This window comes from Cellulosimicrobium sp. Marseille-Q8652, assembly GCF_965112045.1.
Map to the genome: position 1 here is coordinate 1,976,834 of NZ_CBCOPS010000001.1, position 16,026 is coordinate 1,992,859.

At 74.9% G+C, this 16,026-nt stretch carries 13 protein-coding genes; 10 read left to right on the forward strand and 3 right to left on the reverse strand.

Translation table 11 applies throughout. The annotated features are described in order from the left end of the window. Window positions 1-84 precede the first annotated feature (84 nt). Genes ACWPWV_RS08725 through ACWPWV_RS08745 form a run of 5 tightly spaced genes read left to right on the forward strand, consistent with a single transcriptional unit; the run spans window position 85 to window position 6,205 of the window. Window positions 85-1,143 (forward strand): branched-chain amino acid ABC transporter permease, encoded by a 1,059-nt coding sequence (locus ACWPWV_RS08725; RefSeq protein WP_454042529.1) that lies wholly within the window; start codon window positions 85-87, stop codon window positions 1,141-1,143. Next, window positions 1,140-2,513 (forward strand): branched-chain amino acid ABC transporter permease, encoded by a 1,374-nt coding sequence (locus ACWPWV_RS08730; RefSeq protein ID WP_454042530.1) that lies wholly within the window; start codon window positions 1,140-1,142, stop codon window positions 2,511-2,513. Before ACWPWV_RS08725 ends, ACWPWV_RS08730 begins: the two co-directional genes overlap by 4 nt. Beyond that, window positions 2,510-3,559 carry an ABC transporter ATP-binding protein gene (locus ACWPWV_RS08735; protein WP_454042531.1) on the forward strand — a complete coding sequence of 350 codons (1,050 nt, stop codon included), beginning with the start codon at window positions 2,510-2,512 and terminating at the stop codon, window positions 3,557-3,559. The genes ACWPWV_RS08730 and ACWPWV_RS08735 overlap by 4 nt, the downstream gene beginning before the upstream one ends. Next, the gene (locus ACWPWV_RS08740; RefSeq protein WP_435737442.1) at window positions 3,546-4,265 is read left to right on the forward strand and encodes an ATP-binding cassette domain-containing protein; all 720 of its coding nucleotides are present in this window, start codon (window positions 3,546-3,548) and stop codon (window positions 4,263-4,265) included. Before ACWPWV_RS08735 ends, ACWPWV_RS08740 begins: the two co-directional genes overlap by 14 nt. 38 nt (window positions 4,266-4,303) lie before the next feature. Continuing rightward, window positions 4,304-6,205, forward strand: coding sequence for an outer membrane protein assembly factor BamB family protein (locus ACWPWV_RS08745; protein ID WP_454042532.1), 1,902 nt, complete (start codon window positions 4,304-4,306; stop codon window positions 6,203-6,205). Between the two features lie 28 nt (window positions 6,206-6,233). Here ACWPWV_RS08745 and ACWPWV_RS08750 read toward each other — a convergent pair whose 3' ends face one another. From ACWPWV_RS08750 to ACWPWV_RS08760, 3 genes are read right to left on the reverse strand one after another with little or no spacing between them, the layout of a single operon-like run. Further along, on the reverse strand, window positions 6,234-7,244 hold the full coding sequence (locus tag ACWPWV_RS08750; RefSeq protein WP_454042533.1) for a transglutaminase-like domain-containing protein: 1,011 nt from the start codon (window positions 7,242-7,244) through the stop codon (window positions 6,234-6,236). Continuing rightward, window positions 7,241-8,116: a MerR family transcriptional regulator gene (locus ACWPWV_RS08755; protein WP_454042534.1), complete on the reverse strand. Its 876-nt coding sequence runs from the start codon at window positions 8,114-8,116 to the stop codon at window positions 7,241-7,243. The genes ACWPWV_RS08750 and ACWPWV_RS08755 overlap by 4 nt, the downstream gene beginning before the upstream one ends. 50 nt (window positions 8,117-8,166) lie before the next feature. Continuing rightward, entirely contained in the window at window positions 8,167-9,138 is a 972-nt protein-coding gene (locus ACWPWV_RS08760; RefSeq protein WP_454042535.1) for a GGDEF domain-containing protein, read from the reverse strand. 151 nt (window positions 9,139-9,289) lie between these two features. Here ACWPWV_RS08760 and ACWPWV_RS08765 point away from each other — a divergent pair, with 151 nt between their 5' ends. From ACWPWV_RS08765 to ACWPWV_RS08785, 5 genes are all read left to right on the forward strand, one after another. Then, entirely contained in the window at window positions 9,290-11,650 is a 2,361-nt protein-coding gene (locus tag ACWPWV_RS08765) for a S9 family peptidase (RefSeq protein WP_454042536.1), read from the forward strand. A gap of 22 nt (window positions 11,651-11,672) precedes the next feature. Continuing rightward, complete coding sequence (locus ACWPWV_RS08770) at window positions 11,673-12,617, forward strand: hypothetical protein (RefSeq protein ID WP_454042537.1); 945 nt, start codon at window positions 11,673-11,675, stop codon at window positions 12,615-12,617. A gap of 60 nt (window positions 12,618-12,677) precedes the next feature. Further along, window positions 12,678-14,306 carry a hypothetical protein gene (locus ACWPWV_RS08775; protein WP_454042538.1) on the forward strand — a complete coding sequence of 543 codons (1,629 nt, stop codon included), beginning with the start codon at window positions 12,678-12,680 and terminating at the stop codon, window positions 14,304-14,306. 157 nt (window positions 14,307-14,463) lie between these two features. Beyond that, window positions 14,464-15,729 (forward strand): anion permease, encoded by a 1,266-nt coding sequence (locus ACWPWV_RS08780; protein ID WP_454042539.1) that lies wholly within the window; start codon window positions 14,464-14,466, stop codon window positions 15,727-15,729. An 11-nt stretch (window positions 15,730-15,740) separates the two neighbouring features. Beyond that, window positions 15,741-16,025 carry a hypothetical protein gene (locus ACWPWV_RS08785; protein ID WP_454042540.1) on the forward strand — a complete coding sequence of 95 codons (285 nt, stop codon included), beginning with the start codon at window positions 15,741-15,743 and terminating at the stop codon, window positions 16,023-16,025. Window position 16,026 lies beyond the last annotated feature (1 nt).

Sequence of the window (16,026 nt, forward strand, 5' to 3'; positions counted from 1 at the left end):
CCCGCCACCGGCGGGGCCCAGCGGGCGGGGCGCCCCGTCGTGGACCACGACCTCGTACGATCCGAGCCAGAATCAAGGAGCGTCATGCCCGCTCTTGCCGACGCGCTGATCGCCAGCGCGACCGCCGGTCCCCTCGTCCACCAGTCGCTCATCGACTTCGACCTCGCCGCCCTCGGCCGCAACTTCTGGGGCCTCACCATCGAGGGCCTCACGTACGGCGCGATCTACGCGCTCGTCGCCGTCGGCTACACGCTCGTCTACGGCGTGCTCCGGCTCATCAACTTCGCCCACTCCGAGGTCTTCATGCTCGGGATGTTCGGGCAGTACGCGACCCTCCTGCTGCTGGGCTTCTACCCGAGCGGCGACGCGTACGACAAGGGCATCGCGCTCACGGTGCTGTACCTCGGGATCGCCATGCTCGGCGGGATGCTCGTCGCGGGCGGTACGGCCGTCGGGCTCGAGCGCGTCGCGTACCGGCCGCTGCGCAAGCGCGGCGCACCGTCGCTCGTGTTCCTCATCACGGCCATCGGCATGTCGTTCATCCTCCAGGAGTTCGTGCACTTCGTGCTGCCGAAGCTCACGGGCGGCACGCTCGGCGGCGTCAACGCGGAGCAGCCCATCCGGCTCGTGCAGCCGGAGGTGCAGTTCACGATCGGCGGCGCTCCCGTCACGAACATCACGCTCGTGATCATCCTGTCGGCGCTCGTCCTCGCGCTGGCGACGGACATGTTCATCAACCGGACGAAGTTCGGGCGCGGGATCCGCGCCGTCGCGCAGGACCCGGTCACGGCGACCCTCATGGGCGTCTCGCGCGAGCGCGTCATCATGCTGACGTTCCTCATCGGCGGCATCCTCGCGGGTGCCGCGGCGCTGCTGTACACGCTGCGCGTCCCGAACGGGATCATCTACTCCGGCGGGTTCATCCTCGGCATCAAGGCCTTCTGCGCGGCGGTGCTCGGCGGGATCGGCAACCTGCGCGGCGCGCTGCTCGGCGGTCTGATCCTGGGCGTCATGGAGAACTACGGCCAGGTCGTGTTCGGCACGGAGTGGCGCGACGTCGTCGCGTTCGCGCTGCTGATCATCGTCCTGATGTTCCGCCCGACGGGCATCCTCGGGGAGTCGCTGGGGAGGGCCCGCGCATGAGCACGTCGACACCAGCACCCCAGCCCGCCGGCGGCGCGCCGGTCCAGCTGCCGCCCGCCGGGCGCACGGCGACCAAGGACCGTCCGCACGGCGGCGTCGGCGACAGCCTCCGCCTGTGGTGGGACGCGCTCCCGCGCCCCGCCCAGTGGGCGGCCGGCGTCCCGTTCCTCCTCTTCATCGCGCTCGTGCCGATCCTCAACATCCCCGTGCTGACCACCGTGGGCACGAACTTCGGCGGCGTCATGGCGCAGTTCGGCATGATCGCGCTCATCGCGATCGGCCTGAACGTCGTCGTGGGACAGGCGGGCCTGCTCGACCTCGGGTACGTCGGCTTCTACGCGATCGGGGCCTACACGGTCGCGATCCTCACGAGCCCGGACAGCCCGTGGAACCAGGCGGGTGACGGCATGTGGCTCTCGCGCGAGTGGGCCTGGCTGGCGACGCTCCCGGTCGCGGTCGCGATCACCGCGATCTCCGGACTGATCCTCGGGTCCCCGACCCTGCGCCTGCGGGGCGACTACCTGGCGATCGTCACGCTCGGGTTCGGTGAGATCGTGCGCCTGCTCGCCGACAACCTGGACGAGCTGACGGGTGGCGGCCAGGGCCTGCGCGGCGTGGCCTACCCCCGGCTCGGCGTCACGGAGGACCTGCCCAACGGCGTCTTCTCCGCGGGCAACGCGAGCGGCACGCTCAACTCGGGCGTGTGGTGGTACTGGGTGAGCCTCGTCTTCATCGTCATCTCGCTGCTCTTCGTCGGGAACCTCGAGCGGTCGCGCGTCGGCCGCGCCTGGGTCGCGATCCGCGAGGACGAGGACGCCGCGGAGATCATGGGCGTCCCCACGTTCCGCTTCAAGCTGTGGGCGTTCATCATCGGTGCGTCGATCGGCGGCGTCGCGGGTGCGCTCTACGCGGGACAGGTCCAGTTCGTCATCCCGACGAACTTCAACGTCATCAACTCGGTGCTCTTCCTCTGCGCCGTGGTGCTCGGCGGGCAGGGCAACAAGCTCGGCGTCATCCTCGGCGCGTTCATCATCGTGTACCTGCCGAACTTCTTCCTCGGCCGGACCGAGCTGTTCGGGATCCCGATCAACGGCAACGAGATCGCGAGCTACCGCTACCTGTTCTTCGGGATCGCGCTGGTCGTGCTCATGATCTTCCGGCCACAGGGGCTGATCCCCGTCCGCCAGAAGCTGCTGGCCTACGGCCGCGAGCTCTACGTCGCGGCGCGCCGGCTGGCCCGTGCCGGGAACGGGGCCGGCGGTGCTGCACGCCCGGGCGCTCCGGCGCCCGTGGCGGCGTCGGGCACCGGCGGCACGACGAGCGGCACGACGAGCGGCACGGCGACCACGAGCGGGGAGGAGACCCGATGAGCACCCACGACCCGGGCGGCATCGGGGCCGGCGGCGAGCACGGCGACGAGCACCTCGCCGCCTCCGGCCGCGCGGACTCGACCCGTCCCGACACGTACATGCCGGGCGCGGTCCTGGACGAGCCGGTCATCGTCGACGTCGAGTCCGTGCGTCCCGAGCTGGCCGACCCCGAGCTCGTCGACGCGATGGTCGCGCCGGACCGCGCCGTGCACGCCAAGGTCGGCGAACCGCTCCTGCAGATGGAGAACGTCACCGTCCAGTTCGGCGGTCTCGTCGCGCTCGACGACGTGACGTTCGAGATCCGGCGCGGGGAGATCCTCGGCCTCATCGGACCGAACGGCGCGGGCAAGACGACGGCGTTCAACGCGATGACGGGCGTGTACCGGCCCACCAAGGGCCAGGTCGTGTTCGACGGCGCACCCCTCGGCGCGCTCAAGCGGTACCAGATCACCCAGCGCGGCATCGCCCGGACGTTCCAGAACATCCGGCTGTTCAACGAGATGACGGCGCTGGAGAACGTCGTGGTGGGCACGGACGCGCGGCACCGCACGTCCGTGCCGGGCGCGCTGTTCCGGCTCCCGCGGCACCGCCGCGAGGAGCGCGACGCGATCGACCGCGGCATGGCGCTCCTCGAGTTCGTCGGGGTCGGCGGCCGGGCCACGGAGAAGGCGCGCAACCTCTCCTACGGTGACCAGCGCCGGCTGGAGATCGCCCGCGCGCTCGCCACCGAGCCCAAGCTGCTGTGCCTCGACGAGCCCGCGGCGGGCTTCAACCCGGCGGAGAAGGAGGCCCTCATGGACCTCATCCGCCACATCCGGGACGACGGCTACACGGTGCTGCTCATCGAGCACGACATGCGCCTCGTGCGCGGTGTCACGGACCGGATCGTCGTGCTCGAGTTCGGCCGCGTCATCGCGGACGGCACCCCCGACGAGGTGACGAGCGACCCGAAGGTCATCGCCGCCTACCTGGGGGTCCCGGACGAGGAGCTGGTCGGGGACGCCGCCACCACGGACGAAGGGGGCAGCGGCGATGCCACTGCTTGAGCTGCAGGACGTGACCGTCGCCTACGGGCGCATCGAGGCGGTCCGGGGGATCTCCATCACGGTGGAGGAGGGCGAGCTCGTCACGCTCATCGGCGCGAACGGCGCCGGGAAGACGACGACGATGCGCGCGATCTCGGGCATCCGGCCCGTCGCGCGCGGACGGATCCTCTTCGACGGCAAGGACATCACCCGCATGAAGGCGCACCTGCGCGTGCTCGAGGGCATCGTGCAGGCGCCGGAGGGCCGGGGCATCTTCCCGGGCATGACCGTCATCGAGAACCTCGAGATGGGCGCGTACGCCCGCACGTTCGCCTCTAAGGCCGAGCACGACGAGACCGTCGACCGGGTGTTCGAGCTCTTCCCGCGACTCGCGGAGCGCAAGGACCAGGTGGGCGGCACGATGTCCGGCGGCGAGCAGCAGATGCTCGCCATCGGGCGTGCGCTCATGGCGCGTCCGCGGCTGCTGCTCCTCGACGAGCCGTCGATGGGCCTCGCCCCGATGATCATCCAGCAGATCTTCCGGATCGTCTCGGAGATCAACGCGCAGGGGACGACGGTGCTGCTCGTCGAGCAGAACGCGCAGCAGGCGCTCTCGCGGTCCGACCGCGCGTACGTCCTCGAGACGGGTGAGGTCGTGCGCACGGGCGGCGGCCGGGAGCTGCTCGCCGACTCGAGCATCAAGGAGGCGTACCTGGGCGTCGCGTGACGTCCGCGGGGGACCCCGAGCGCGCCTACGATCGTCTCGTGCCCCTGCGACGCCGCGCGGCCGCTGCCGACCGCCACACGTTCGAGCTCGTCGACGACGGGTTCGACGACGAGCCCGACCTCGACGGGCTCCCGCCGGGCACGGTCGCGGCGGCCGGGCTCGCCCACCCGGCGGAGCGCGTCCGACCGGCAGGGCGCGTCCACCCGGTGGGAGCGGCCGGCTCGAGTGCCGGGACGTCCGACGACCTCGACGCGGCCACGGTCCTCGCCGACCTGGGTCGCGCCGCCCCGGGCGCCACCGGACCCGACCGCCTGCATCCCGACCCCGGGCACGGCGACGACGGTCCGGGTGCCCCTCTCGGTGGCGGAGGGACCGGCGCCCCGGCGTCCGCGTCGCCCCGGCGCCGTCGCGCCGTGGTGGCGACGGCCGCAGCCGTCGTCGTCGTGCTCGGGGGGATGACGGCCGTCGACGCGATCACGCAGCGCGTCCAGACGGCACGGCTGCGCGAGGCGCCCGGCGGTCTCGCGCCGATCGGGGACGCCCCGGAGGTCGTGTGGGAGCTCGACGTCGACATGAGCACCCAGGGTCTCGGCGCGGTGACCGGTGCGATCGTGCTGAACGAGGGCGACGACGTCGTGGGCTACGACCTCGACACGGGCGAGGAGGCGTGGCGCGCGACGTTCGACGGACCGACGTCCTGCGGTCTGCCCGCGCAGTACTACTCCGCGGTCGCCGTGAGCGTGCAGGAGTCGATGACGTGCCTGCCGGCGGCGGGCGGGGTCGAGCGCGGCCCGCGCCCGGCCGCGGGGTGGGACCCGGTCCCGGTGGCGGTCCTCGCGGACGACGGCACCACCGTCGCCGCGCGCGACCTCCTTCCTCCCTCCGGCCCGGTCGACGGCACGGAGGCCGGTGCCGAGGTCCGGTGGCTGCGCCCGACCGCGGGGCCGGACGGCACGCTGCTCTGGGTCGGCCGCGTCGGTCCCGAGGCCGAGCAGCAGGGCGCCACGGTGCAGGTCGACGAGTCCACCGGGAACGTCCGGATCCTCGGCGACCCGCCCGACGTCGCGCTGGCGCTCCAGGACGTGGCGAGCGGTGAGGTGCGGTGGACCGCCGTCGTGCCCGCCACGGTGCGCGACCAGTCGTCGTACGAGTGCGCCCTGTGGGTCCCGTCCGACGGCGGGGCCGTGGAGTCGGCGACCGCCGACCTCGACCAGGCCTGGGGGTTCGGCTCGGACCGGGGGGTGCACGTGCAGGGGTGCGGCGTCACGGCGTCGTTCACGCCCGACGGCGTGCGCACCGACGACCCGGCCGTCGACGGGGACGTCGCCGTCGCGCACGGGGACGGCTACCTCCGGGACCCGTCCGCGGGCTCGGTGATGTACGGCGTCGCGGGGCTGTACGACGCGTCGGGCGAGCCGCTGCGCTCGGCGCTGCTCGCCGCGGACGGGTCGGTCGCGTGGGAGGCGCCCGGCGTGCTCGTCCCGCCGCTGGCGACCGACGGCCGGTCGGAGCTGCGGTTCGTGCGGACCGACCTGACGCTCTCCGCGTTCGACCGGTCGGGTGCCGAGCTCTGGGAGCCGGACGTCGACGGCACGCCGGACCAGGTCCTCGTCGCGACGGCCGACGCGGTCCTCGTGTCGGGGTTCGGTGGGCTCTCCGCCCTCGACCCGGCCACGGGACGGGCGCGGTGGAGCGTCGAGCCGGCCGCCCTCGCCGATGCGGGCTTCTCGGTCGGATCGGTGATGCAGGCGTTCACCGACGGCCGCACCGCGCTCCTCGTCGTGAGCACCTCGGCGTCGGCGCCGTCGCTCGTCGCGGTCGACCTCGCCGACGGGCGGGTGCTGTGGAACGAGGAGGGTACGCGGGACGCGTGGTCCTACCTCAGCGTCCAGGGGCGGCTCCTGTCGGTCGGCGAGGACTCCGTCGCGCTGCTGCACTGACGACCGTCGTGGCGCGGTCGGTCGCGCGTCACGAGAGGCCGGGCGCCGGCGCCGTGTGCCAGACGGTCGTGCGGCGGACCAGGTCGGTCGACCCGAGGCGGCCCGCGGGGGACCAGGTGAGCACGTCCGGGCCCGGGCGCAGCCGGACGTCGTCGGCCGCCCACAGCGTGCTGAGCGCGCGCTCCGCGGCGGGGTCTCCGGCGTCGGCGCGCACGACGAGCCGGGCGACCCGGTCGGTGAGCACGACGTCGCGCGGGTCGACCGGGGAGCGGAAGACCCGCGAGGTGCCCCACACGTCCCACAGGAGCAGCTCCGTCCGCATCCGGTGCGCCAGGTCGCCGAGCACGTAGCGCTGGACGATCGCCGGCCCGCCGAGCTCCGGGAGGTCGGGCGCGACGCCGTAGGTCGCGAGGTCGGTGCGGCCCGCGCGGTACGCGAGCCACGCCTCGGCGGCCGTCTCGAAGGGCGAGCCCTCGCCGGACGGCAGGTCGTGCACGTCGAAGCCGCGCGAACCCGCGGGGAGCTCCGGGTCGAACCGCACCCACCGCCCGGGCGTCCCGGTGCGCGCCCGGGCGGCCGCGGCGTCGGGCACCTCGTCGGCGGGCACCTCGTCGGCGAGCACGGCGTCGGCGACCCAGCGTTCCGCGACGACGTGGTCGGTGCGGTAGCCGTCGTCGAGGTATCCGGCGAACCCGAGGCGCGTGCGCGCCGGCACGCCGTGCTCGCGCAGGACCGCGACCGCGAGCAGCGCGTGGTCGCGGCAGCACCCGCCGACCTGCTGGGCGGGGTCGCGCGCGTCGGCGAGCCCCCGTCCCGGAGCGCGCCGGGCCGCGGTGGCGAGGATCGTCTCCACCCAGCGGGCGTCGACGTCGGCGAGCTGGTCCGGCGTCGGCGGGGTGGCCCCGGCGCGGTAGTGCACGACGGCGGCCGTGACCGCCGCGTGGAGGCTCGCGGTGTCGACGGGGACGGCGTCGAGCAGGGCCGCGTGCGGCCCGGGGTCGGAGTAGGGGCTGTGGGTGGCGTAGTCGGCGAGGTTCATGGCGACACGGTGGGGTCCGCCCCTGGGGCAGGGTCAACCGGGACGACGACCTCGGCGACGACCGCGTCCGCGTCGGCGGACCACGGGACGGGGTAGACCTCGCGCGGGGGCCCGGTCGCGCCGCCGCGTGCGCGGGCGGCCGCGGCGACGGTCCCGGTGTAGGCGAGGATCTGCGGGTAGCGGCAGTCCCGTGGGGGCACGGGGACGACGAGCTCGGTCCGTCCCGGCTCGACCCGCAGCGTCACGCGCTCGGACGGGTCGGCCGTCCCGGCGTAGGGCACGCACGTCTCGATCCGACCGGCGACTCCCGGTCCCGGCGGCTCGTGGTAGACGACCCAGTACTCCGCGCCCCACGTCGCGCCGTGCGCGTCGAGGTGGGCGCGGACGCCGAGCAGGTCCGCGGTGAACCGCGCGACGAGGTCCTCCTGGTCGACCGTCGCCGCGGCGGTCGCGAGCCTGCGGGGCGGCGAGCGCCGTTCCGCGACGGCGGGGGGCCGGTGCGCCGGGGTCGGCTCCGGTCCGGCACCGAGCTGCAGGGCGGCGGCGTGGAGGGCGTCGCGCTGCGCGACGAGGGTGGCCTGCCGGCCGGACCACCAGGCGAGCAGGACGTCGCGCGCCCGGTCGGGGGCGGCGTCGAGCACGTCGGCGATCGTCGCGAGCGGCATGTCGAGGCGGCGCAGGAGCGCGATCGTGCGGCCCCGCGCGACCTGCTCGGGCGCGTACGCGCGGTAGCCCGTGCGCGCGTCGACGCGTGCCGGCACGAGGAGCCCGTTCGCGTCGTAGAGGCGCAGCGCCTTCGGCGACAGGCCCGACGCGCGGGACATCGACCCGCTCGTGAGGTCGGGCCCCGCCGGGCCCGGGTCGGTGCGCACGGGCCGAGCGTACGGCCCGGCGACCCGCCCGTCCGGCCCGGCCAGGCCGGTCAGGCGGTGAGCGGCGCGTGCGGCAGCGCGGACCGGACGACGGCGAGGCGGTGCTCGGCCTCGCGGACGAGCTCGTCCGGGTCGGCCGCGCCGGCGACCGACCACACGGCGGCGGCGTCGACCGTGGGCCAGGCAGTCGCCGGCACGGCTCCCGACGGGCCCACGAGGCGTGCCAGGACGTCCTGCCGCAGCGCCTCGACCGACGCGGCCGCCTGGACGTCGTCCATCGCGGGCAGCGTCGCGAGGACGGCGAAGCGGTCGCCGTCGACGCGGCCGGCCTCGCACCCGCCGGGCACCGCGGCGGCGAGCCGGGCGGCGAGCTCGGCGAGCACCGCGTCGCCCGCCTCCTGGCCGAAGCGGGCGTTCACGGTGGCCATCCCGCGCACGTCGAGCAGCAGCAGCACGACGCGCGTCCCGCCGCGGGCGACGAGGCGGCAGCGCCGGGTGAGCGAGTGCCACGTGGTCCCGCGGGTGGACAGGCCGGTCAGCGCGTCGTGCGTCGACCGCTCGGCGAGCGTCCCGACGAGGGACCGCATGAGGTCGGCCGTGCTCGCGCTGCGCCAGCTCGACCCGCCGACGAGGACGTCGTCGTACCGGTGCTCGCCGGGGCGCTCCATGGCGAGGGTCGCCACCTCGGAGACCGACGCGTCGGGGTGCACGGCGAGCGGCGCCCAGTCCGTGATGCTCTCGGTGGGGCGGCGTTCCAGCACGGCACGGCCGTACCCCAGGCGACCGGTGAGCGCCGCGGTGATGCCCGCACGCGTCACGATTCCGGTCCGGTCGCCGGCGGTGTCGTCCTGCACGACGACGCACGCGACGTCGGCGGGCCGGAAGATCACCTCGAGCTGCCCGACCGGCATCGACGACCCGACGGCGAGCACGGGCCGGGCCAGCTCGGCGACGACACCGACCCGGTGCGCGCGCGGGCGGACGGCGACGTGCTGGGCCAGCTCGGCGAGGGTGTCGTGCACACCGGAAGTGTCGCGGTGCCGCAACCGGGGGAGAAGGGTCGGGGACGAGTGTTCCGGCACTGTTCAGCGCGGCGACACCGACCGTTCGGCGGGGCGTCGCCGGAAGCCGGGTCGCGCCCTCGCCGCGGGCGCCGCCCACTACCCTGGCCAGATGTCCGACGACGTCATCGCGCCCTCGTCCACCCCCGTCACCCGGCCTGGCGACCGACCCGGCGCCGCTCCCGTCACGCCGCCCGTCGCCGCACCCGTGGCGCCCCGCCGCCCGACGACGCGCACGCACCACGGGGAGACGACCACCGACGACTACGAGTGGCTGCGCGACAAGGAGTCGCCGGAGGTGGTCGCGCACCTCGAGGCCGAGAACGCGTGGACGGAGAGCCGGCTCGCCCACCTCGCCCCGCTGCGCGAGCGGATCTTCGAGGAGATCAAGGGGCGCACCCTCGAGACGGACCTGTCCGTCCCCGTGCGCCAGGGCGACCACTGGTACTACGCCCGCACGGTCGAGGGCCGGCAGTACCCCCTCCACGCGCGCGCCCCGATCGACGCGGGGGCGACGGACGACCTCGACGCGGTCGCCGGGGCGTGGGTGCCGCCCGTGCTGGAGCCCGGGGCCCCGGTGCCGGGCGAGCAGGTCCTGCTCGACGACAACGTCGAGGCCGAGGGGCACGACTTCTTCTCGCTCGGCTCGTTCGACGTCTCCGTCGACGGGCGCCTCCTGGCGTACGCGGTCGACGTCGTGGGCGACGAGCGCTACACGCTGCGCGTGCGCGACCTCACGACGGGGGAGGACCTGCCCGACGTGGTCCCCGGCACGTTCCCGGGCGCCGTCTTCTCCCCGGACGGCCGGTACGTGTTCTACCCGACCGTCGACGACGCGTGGCGCCCGTGGCGCGTGTGGCGCCACGAGGTCGGTACCCCCGCCACGGACGACGTCGTGGTGCTCGAGGAGCCGGACGAGCGGTACTGGGTGGGTGTGGGGGTGTCGCGCTCGCAGCGGTTCGTCCAGATCGAGCTGGGGTCGAAGATCACGTCCGAGACGTGGCTGATCGACGCCGCCGACCCGGCGGGCGAGCCGCGCGTCGTCTGGCCGCGCCGCGAGGGCGTCGAGTACACGGTCGAGCACGCGGTCGTGCCGAGCACGTGGCTGCCCGCTGCCGACCACGACCTGGAGGACGGGAAGGCGCCCGGAACGACCCTCGGGTCGGGTTCGGCGACCGAGGCGCGTCACGACGTGCTGCTCGTGCTCCACAACGACGGCGCGGAGAACTTCGAGCTCGCCGTCGTCGACGTCCCGGGCACGAGCGGCCCGGACGACGAGGGAGCCGCCGCGACCGGGCCGGCAGGGGCGCGCGTCGTCGTGCCGCACGACCCGGCGACGCGCCTCGAGGGCGTCGACGCGTTCGCCGGGCACCTCGTGCTCTCCTACCGTCGCGACGCGCTCTCGCGCGTCGGCCTCGTCGACCTCACCGCGCCCGGCGAGCCGTGGCGCGTGCGCGAGGTGGAGCTCGACGAGCCGCTGTTCACCGCGGGCCTCGGGCCGAACCCGGAGTGGGACCAGCCGACGGTCCGGCTGTCGTCGACGAGCTTCGTCACGCCCGCGACCGTCTACGACCTGCACGTCGCGACGGCCGAGCTCACTCTCCTCAAGCGGCAGCCCGTGCTCGGCGGCTACGACCCCGCGGACTACGTGCAGCGCCGCGACTGGGCGACCGCGGAGGACGGCACCCAGGTGCCGATCTCGCTCGTGTGGCGTCGCGACGCGCTGGGCCTCGACGCGACGGGGACGGGCGCGGAGCCGGCGCCCCTGCTGCTGTACGGCTACGGCTCGTACGAGATCAGCATCGACCCCGCGTTCTCGGTGTCGCGGCTGTCGCTGCTCGACCGGGGCGTCGTCTTCGCCGTCGCGCACGTGCGCGGCGGTGGCGAGATGGGTCGCGGCTGGTACGACGACGGCAAGATGCTCGCGAAGACCAACACGTTCACCGACTTCGTCGCCGTGGCCCGCCACCTGGTCGAGACGGGCTGGACCAGCCCGGAGCGGATGGTCGCGCAGGGCGGCTCCGCGGGGGGTCTGCTCATGGGCGCCGTGACGAATCTCGCGCCGGACCTGTTCGCCGGGGTCCTCGCGCAGGTGCCGTTCGTCGACGCGCTGACCTCGATCCTCGACCCGTCCCTCCCGCTGACCGTCGTCGAGTGGGACGAGTGGGGCGACCCGCTGCACGACCCGGAGGTCTACCGGTACATGCGCTCGTACACGCCGTACGAGAACGTGCCCGACGACGCGTCGCACTTCCCGCGCATCCTCGCCGTCACGAGCCTCAACGACACGCGCGTGCTCTACGTCGAGCCCGCGAAGTGGGTCGCGCGGCTGCGCGCCGCGGGAGCGCCGGCGCTGCTGCGCATCGAGATGAACGCCGGGCACGGCGGCGTCTCCGGCCGGTACGACGCGTGGCGGGAGATCGCGTACGAGGACGCGTGGGTGCTCGACGTGCTCGGTCTGGCCGCCCGGTGACGAGGGCGGCGGTCGTGACGCGATGACCGGCACGAGCGCGCACCCCGACCCGCGGACCGCGCGCGACGCGACGCCGCCCGGGACGGCGGTGCTGCTCCTGCGCCCGCTCGGCTACCTCGCGACCGGTCTCGTGTGGACGACGATCGGGCTGCTCGTCGTCGGCCTGTACCTCGCCGTCGCCGTCTACGGGCTGCTCGAACCGCCCGAGGAGCAGGAGCCGTGGGCCGAGCTGGCCGCGTCGCCGGGCGCCGTGCTCGGTCGGCTCGCGGTGGTCGCCCCGGTCTTCGTCCTGCTCGCCGGTCCGGTCGCCTGGTATCTCTCGTGCGCGACCTGGCCGCTCGCCGCCCTGTCGTTCGTGCACGCCGCGCGGGCGCTGCGGCCGTCGTACCGGGGCGACCGGCTGTCCTTCACGAGCCGCGCCGCACCCGGTACGACGCTCGGACCGCCCCTCCCCGGGCCGGTGGCGATCTCCCTCCAGCCGGTGCGGCGCTCGCGGCTCACGGACACGCTCGTGCGGTTCGCGGCCTGCGGCTGGGACCCGGACCTCCGCGAGCTGTGGCCCGCGGTCCCCGGCGGCGTCGCCTGGGTGCTCGCGAGCGCCGGGGCCTCGACCGCGATGCCGGGGCCGGTACGCCTGGCGCTGCTCGCGGCGAGCGTCCCCCTCGCGGTGTGGTCGGTCGTGCTGCTGCGGCGCCGGTGGGTCTGGCGGTTCCACCGTGAACGGGCCCGGGCGGGCCGGCGCGAGCGGACGGTCGCGCAGCACGACGGCCCCTCGGGGGTGGTCCTGCGGGACGGCGCACGCGTCGTGCGGTCGGGCCCGCGGTCCGCGGCGCACCGCGAGCAGGTCGAGGCGGAGCGTGCGCGCGCCCGGCAGGAGACCGAGCCCCTCACCGCGCTCACGAGCGACGCGATCGGCGAGCGGCGCGAGCGGGTGCTGCGTGCTCGCGAGCGCCGGCTGCGGGGGTAGCCGCGAGACAGGGGAGAGGTCCCCGTGGACAACCGCTCCCCGCTGAGTACGCTCGCGCGCATGTCGACCTACAGCTCCTGGCGCTCGGACCACGGCAACATGCAGGCACTGTCCGAGGAGCTGGAGGCCCAGGCGGCGATGGCCCGCTCGCGCGAGGCGTCGCTCAACCGCCGGCTGCGCTCGCTCGAGGGCGACCTGTCGAGCCGCGTGGAGGTCCTCCAGCGCCTCGTGAACGCCCTCGTCGAGCTCGGCGAGGTGCGCGAGGAGCTCGCGCTCTTCACGCCCGCGCGTCGGGCGCGCGACGCCGCGCGCGACCTGGTGCGTGCCGTGGTCTCGGGCGAGGGCGACGTGTCGTACCTGCGCCGGTCGCCGGACCTGGTCGACGTGCACGGGTACTGGCTCGTGCCGGCGGCCCTCGCCGTCGCGGACGTGCGGGAGGGTCGGCTCGACGACGACGCGTTCCAGGAGGCGCTCGTGCGCGACCGGCGACGCACCGCGACGTTCGTCGTGGGCGTGTGCGCGCTCGTCGGGCACCCCGCGCTCGCCGCACCGTGGCTGTCGTCCGTGCTCGACGCGCCCGCCCTCCCCGACGCGGGCTGGGGCAGCGCGAGCGAGCGGACGGAGCCCGACGACGACCCGGACGACGTGACCGTCGCCGTCGCCGAGCGTGCGCTGTGGCTGGCGGCGGCCGCCGGCCTGCTCGGCGACGCCGCCGACCGGACCGTGCGCGACGCGCTCGTGCAGCGCGTCGGGCTGCTCGACGTCGGTGCGCACGACCGGCTGCGCGGCGCGCTGCTCGCGGAGCCGCCCGCTCTCGGCGGGGGCGGCGGCGACTGGGGGAGCCCGTCCGGCGCCCGCGACGACCTCGGCGTGCTGCGCGCGTGGTCGGCGTGGGCGCGCGCGGCCGCGGAGGGTGCCCTGGTTCCCGCCGGGGCCGACGGGACCGCCGCCGGGGTCCCGGCCGCGACCGACCCGGCCCGTACGGCGCTGCGGTCCGTCGTCTCGTCGGTCCTCGACGAGGGGGCGCCCGTCGAGCGCGACCTCCTCGACCGGGCGGACGAGCTGGACGCTCTCGTCGGCCGCGAGCGCGAGCGCGACCAGCCGGGCTGGGACGCCTCGGCCGGGAGCCTCGTCGACCTCCTCGCGGCGGACGCGCGCGGCGACGACCCGGGGCGTGCGCGGCTCGTGGCGCCGATCCTCGCCGAGGACCTGAGGGACGCCGCGCACGACCTCGCCGCGCGGCTCGCCGCCGAGCCGGCACCGGCGCGCACCCTGCGCCTCGCCGGCCGGACCGTCACGGTCACTCCCGCGGACGACGGCGAGCGCACGGCCGCGACGGCGCGCGCCGAGCTCGCCGCACGCCCGCTCGACGGGGTCTCGTGGCCGGTCGTCGGCGGTCTCGGCGCGGCGGCCGTCGTGGCGCTCGTCCTGGCGGTCGTGGCCGCGCCCGCGTGGTGGGTCGTCGTGGCGGGGGCCGCGGCGGTCGGCGGCTGGCAGTGGTACGCCGGTGAACGCCGCGCCCGTGACCAGAGGGAGCACGCCCGCCGCCAGGTCGAGTCGTTCGACGCCGAGATCGTGCGGGCCCGGCAGGACGTGGTCGACGAGGTCGAGCGGGCCCGGACCCGGCGGGAGGCGGTCTCGGAGGTCGTCGTCGAGCTCGACGAGGCGCTCGCCGAGGTGCGCGCCTGACGTGCGCGCCCGAGGGCGTCCGGGGCACCGTGCGGCCGTCCGCGCGGGCGCCTCTCCGGACGGTTCGAACAGGGCTTCGAACGCTGGGTGAACTGTCGATGAACACTGGAAGAAGAATCCACAGGATGGTCGGCAGCGCTCCTGGCGCGACCCCACCATGGAGTACGTGACCGAGACGCTCCTGCTGGTGCTCGTCGTCGTGACCGCACTCGCCTTCGACTTCACGAACGGCTTCCACGACACGGGCAACGCGATGGCCACCTCCATCGCCACTCGCGCCCTCAAGCCCAAGACCGCCGTCGCGCTGTCGGCCGTCCTGAACCTCGTCGGCGCCTTCCTGTCGCTGGCCGTCGCCGCGACCATCGCCAAGGGCCTGGTCGACGCGAACGTCATCACGCTCGAGGTGGTGCTCGCCGGTCTCGTCGGCGGTATCACGTGGAACCTGCTCACGTGGCTCCTGGGCCTGCCGTCCAGCTCGTCGCACGCCCTCATCGGCGGCGTCGTCGGCTCGGTGCTCGCGGCCGTCGGCACCTCGGGCGTCATCTGGACCGGTGTCGCCGCCAAGGTCCTCATCCCCGCGCTCCTCGCGCCGCTCGTCGCGATCGGCGTGGCGAGCGTCGGTACGTGGCTCGTCGCGCGGCTCACGCGCGACGTCCCCGAGGACACGAGCAACCGGGCGTTCCGCTGGGGCCAGGTCGGCTCCGCGTCGCTCGTCTCTCTGGCGCACGGCACCAACGACGCGCAGAAGTCGATGGGCATCATCCTGCTCGCGCTCATCGCGGGCGGCGCGGTCCCCGCCGACTCCGGCGTGCCGTTCTGGGTGATCCTGTCCTGCGCCCTCTTCATGGCGCTCGGCACGTACCTCGGCGGGTGGCGCATCATCCGCACCCTCGGCAAGGGCCTCGTGGAGATCGACTCGCGCCAGGGCATGGCCGCGGAGACGTCGTCCGCGGCGGTCATCCTCATGTCCGGCTTCTTCGGCTTCTCGCTCTCGACGACGCACGTCGCCACGGGCTCGATCCTCGGGTCGGGCGTCGGCATGCCGGGCGCGAAGGTCCGCTGGGGAGTCGCGGGCCGCATGCTCGCCGCGTGGGGCCTCACGCTCCCCGCCGCCGGGGTCGTCGGTGCGCTGTGCTTCTGGATCCAGTCGGGGATCGGGGGCGTGCTCGGCACCGCGGTCGTGTTCGGCATCCTCATCGCGGTCTCGGTCGCGATCTGGGTGGCCTCGCGCCGGAAGCCGGTCGACCACAACAACGTCAACGACGACTGGGAGGGCGCCGAGCCCGCCGGGGCCGAGCCCGTCGAGCCCGTGCTGGCCGACGTCGCCGCCACCCCCGCCGTCGTCGCGACCGCTGCGCCCGAGGCCTCTGCCGTCACGTCGTCCACCGAGCCGCTCGGCGCGCGCCAGCGCGCCGGCGTCTGAGAGGAGCCCTCGTGGCCGAGTTCATCGAGATCGACTCCCTGCTCAAGGTCGTCGTCGCCGGGCTGATCATCGGCGCCGGGCTGCCCGCGCTCTTCGCGCTGGGCGTCCGGCTCGCCGCCGGTCGCACCACGCCCGCGGCCGTGGACGCCGAGGGCGTGCACATGACGCCGTCGGGCGAGGTGGTGACGGTGGAGCGCGCGTCGAACGTGCGCGTCGTCGCGGCGGGCGTGTGCTTCCTCGTCGTCGTGCTCGCCATCGCCGGCGGGATCGTGTTCCTCGCCAACGGCGGTCACTGAC

Coding starts and splice junctions, on each gene's coding strand:
- ACWPWV_RS08725 (WP_454042529.1), top strand. CDS start 85: ATGCCCGCTCTTGCCGACGCGCTGATCGCCAGCGCGACCGCCGGTCCC.
- ACWPWV_RS08730 (WP_454042530.1), top strand. CDS start 1,140: ATGAGCACGTCGACACCAGCACCCCAGCCCGCCGGCGGCGCGCCGGTC.
- ACWPWV_RS08735 (WP_454042531.1), top strand. CDS start 2,510: ATGAGCACCCACGACCCGGGCGGCATCGGGGCCGGCGGCGAGCACGGC.
- ACWPWV_RS08740 (WP_435737442.1), top strand. CDS start 3,546: ATGCCACTGCTTGAGCTGCAGGACGTGACCGTCGCCTACGGGCGCATC.
- ACWPWV_RS08750 (WP_454042533.1), bottom strand. CDS start 7,244: ATGAACCTCGCCGACTACGCCACCCACAGCCCCTACTCCGACCCCGGG.
- ACWPWV_RS08765 (WP_454042536.1), top strand. CDS start 9,290: ATGTCCGACGACGTCATCGCGCCCTCGTCCACCCCCGTCACCCGGCCT.
- ACWPWV_RS08770 (WP_454042537.1), top strand. CDS start 11,673: ATGACCGGCACGAGCGCGCACCCCGACCCGCGGACCGCGCGCGACGCG.
- ACWPWV_RS08775 (WP_454042538.1), top strand. CDS start 12,678: ATGTCGACCTACAGCTCCTGGCGCTCGGACCACGGCAACATGCAGGCA.
- ACWPWV_RS08780 (WP_454042539.1), top strand. CDS start 14,464: ATGGAGTACGTGACCGAGACGCTCCTGCTGGTGCTCGTCGTCGTGACC.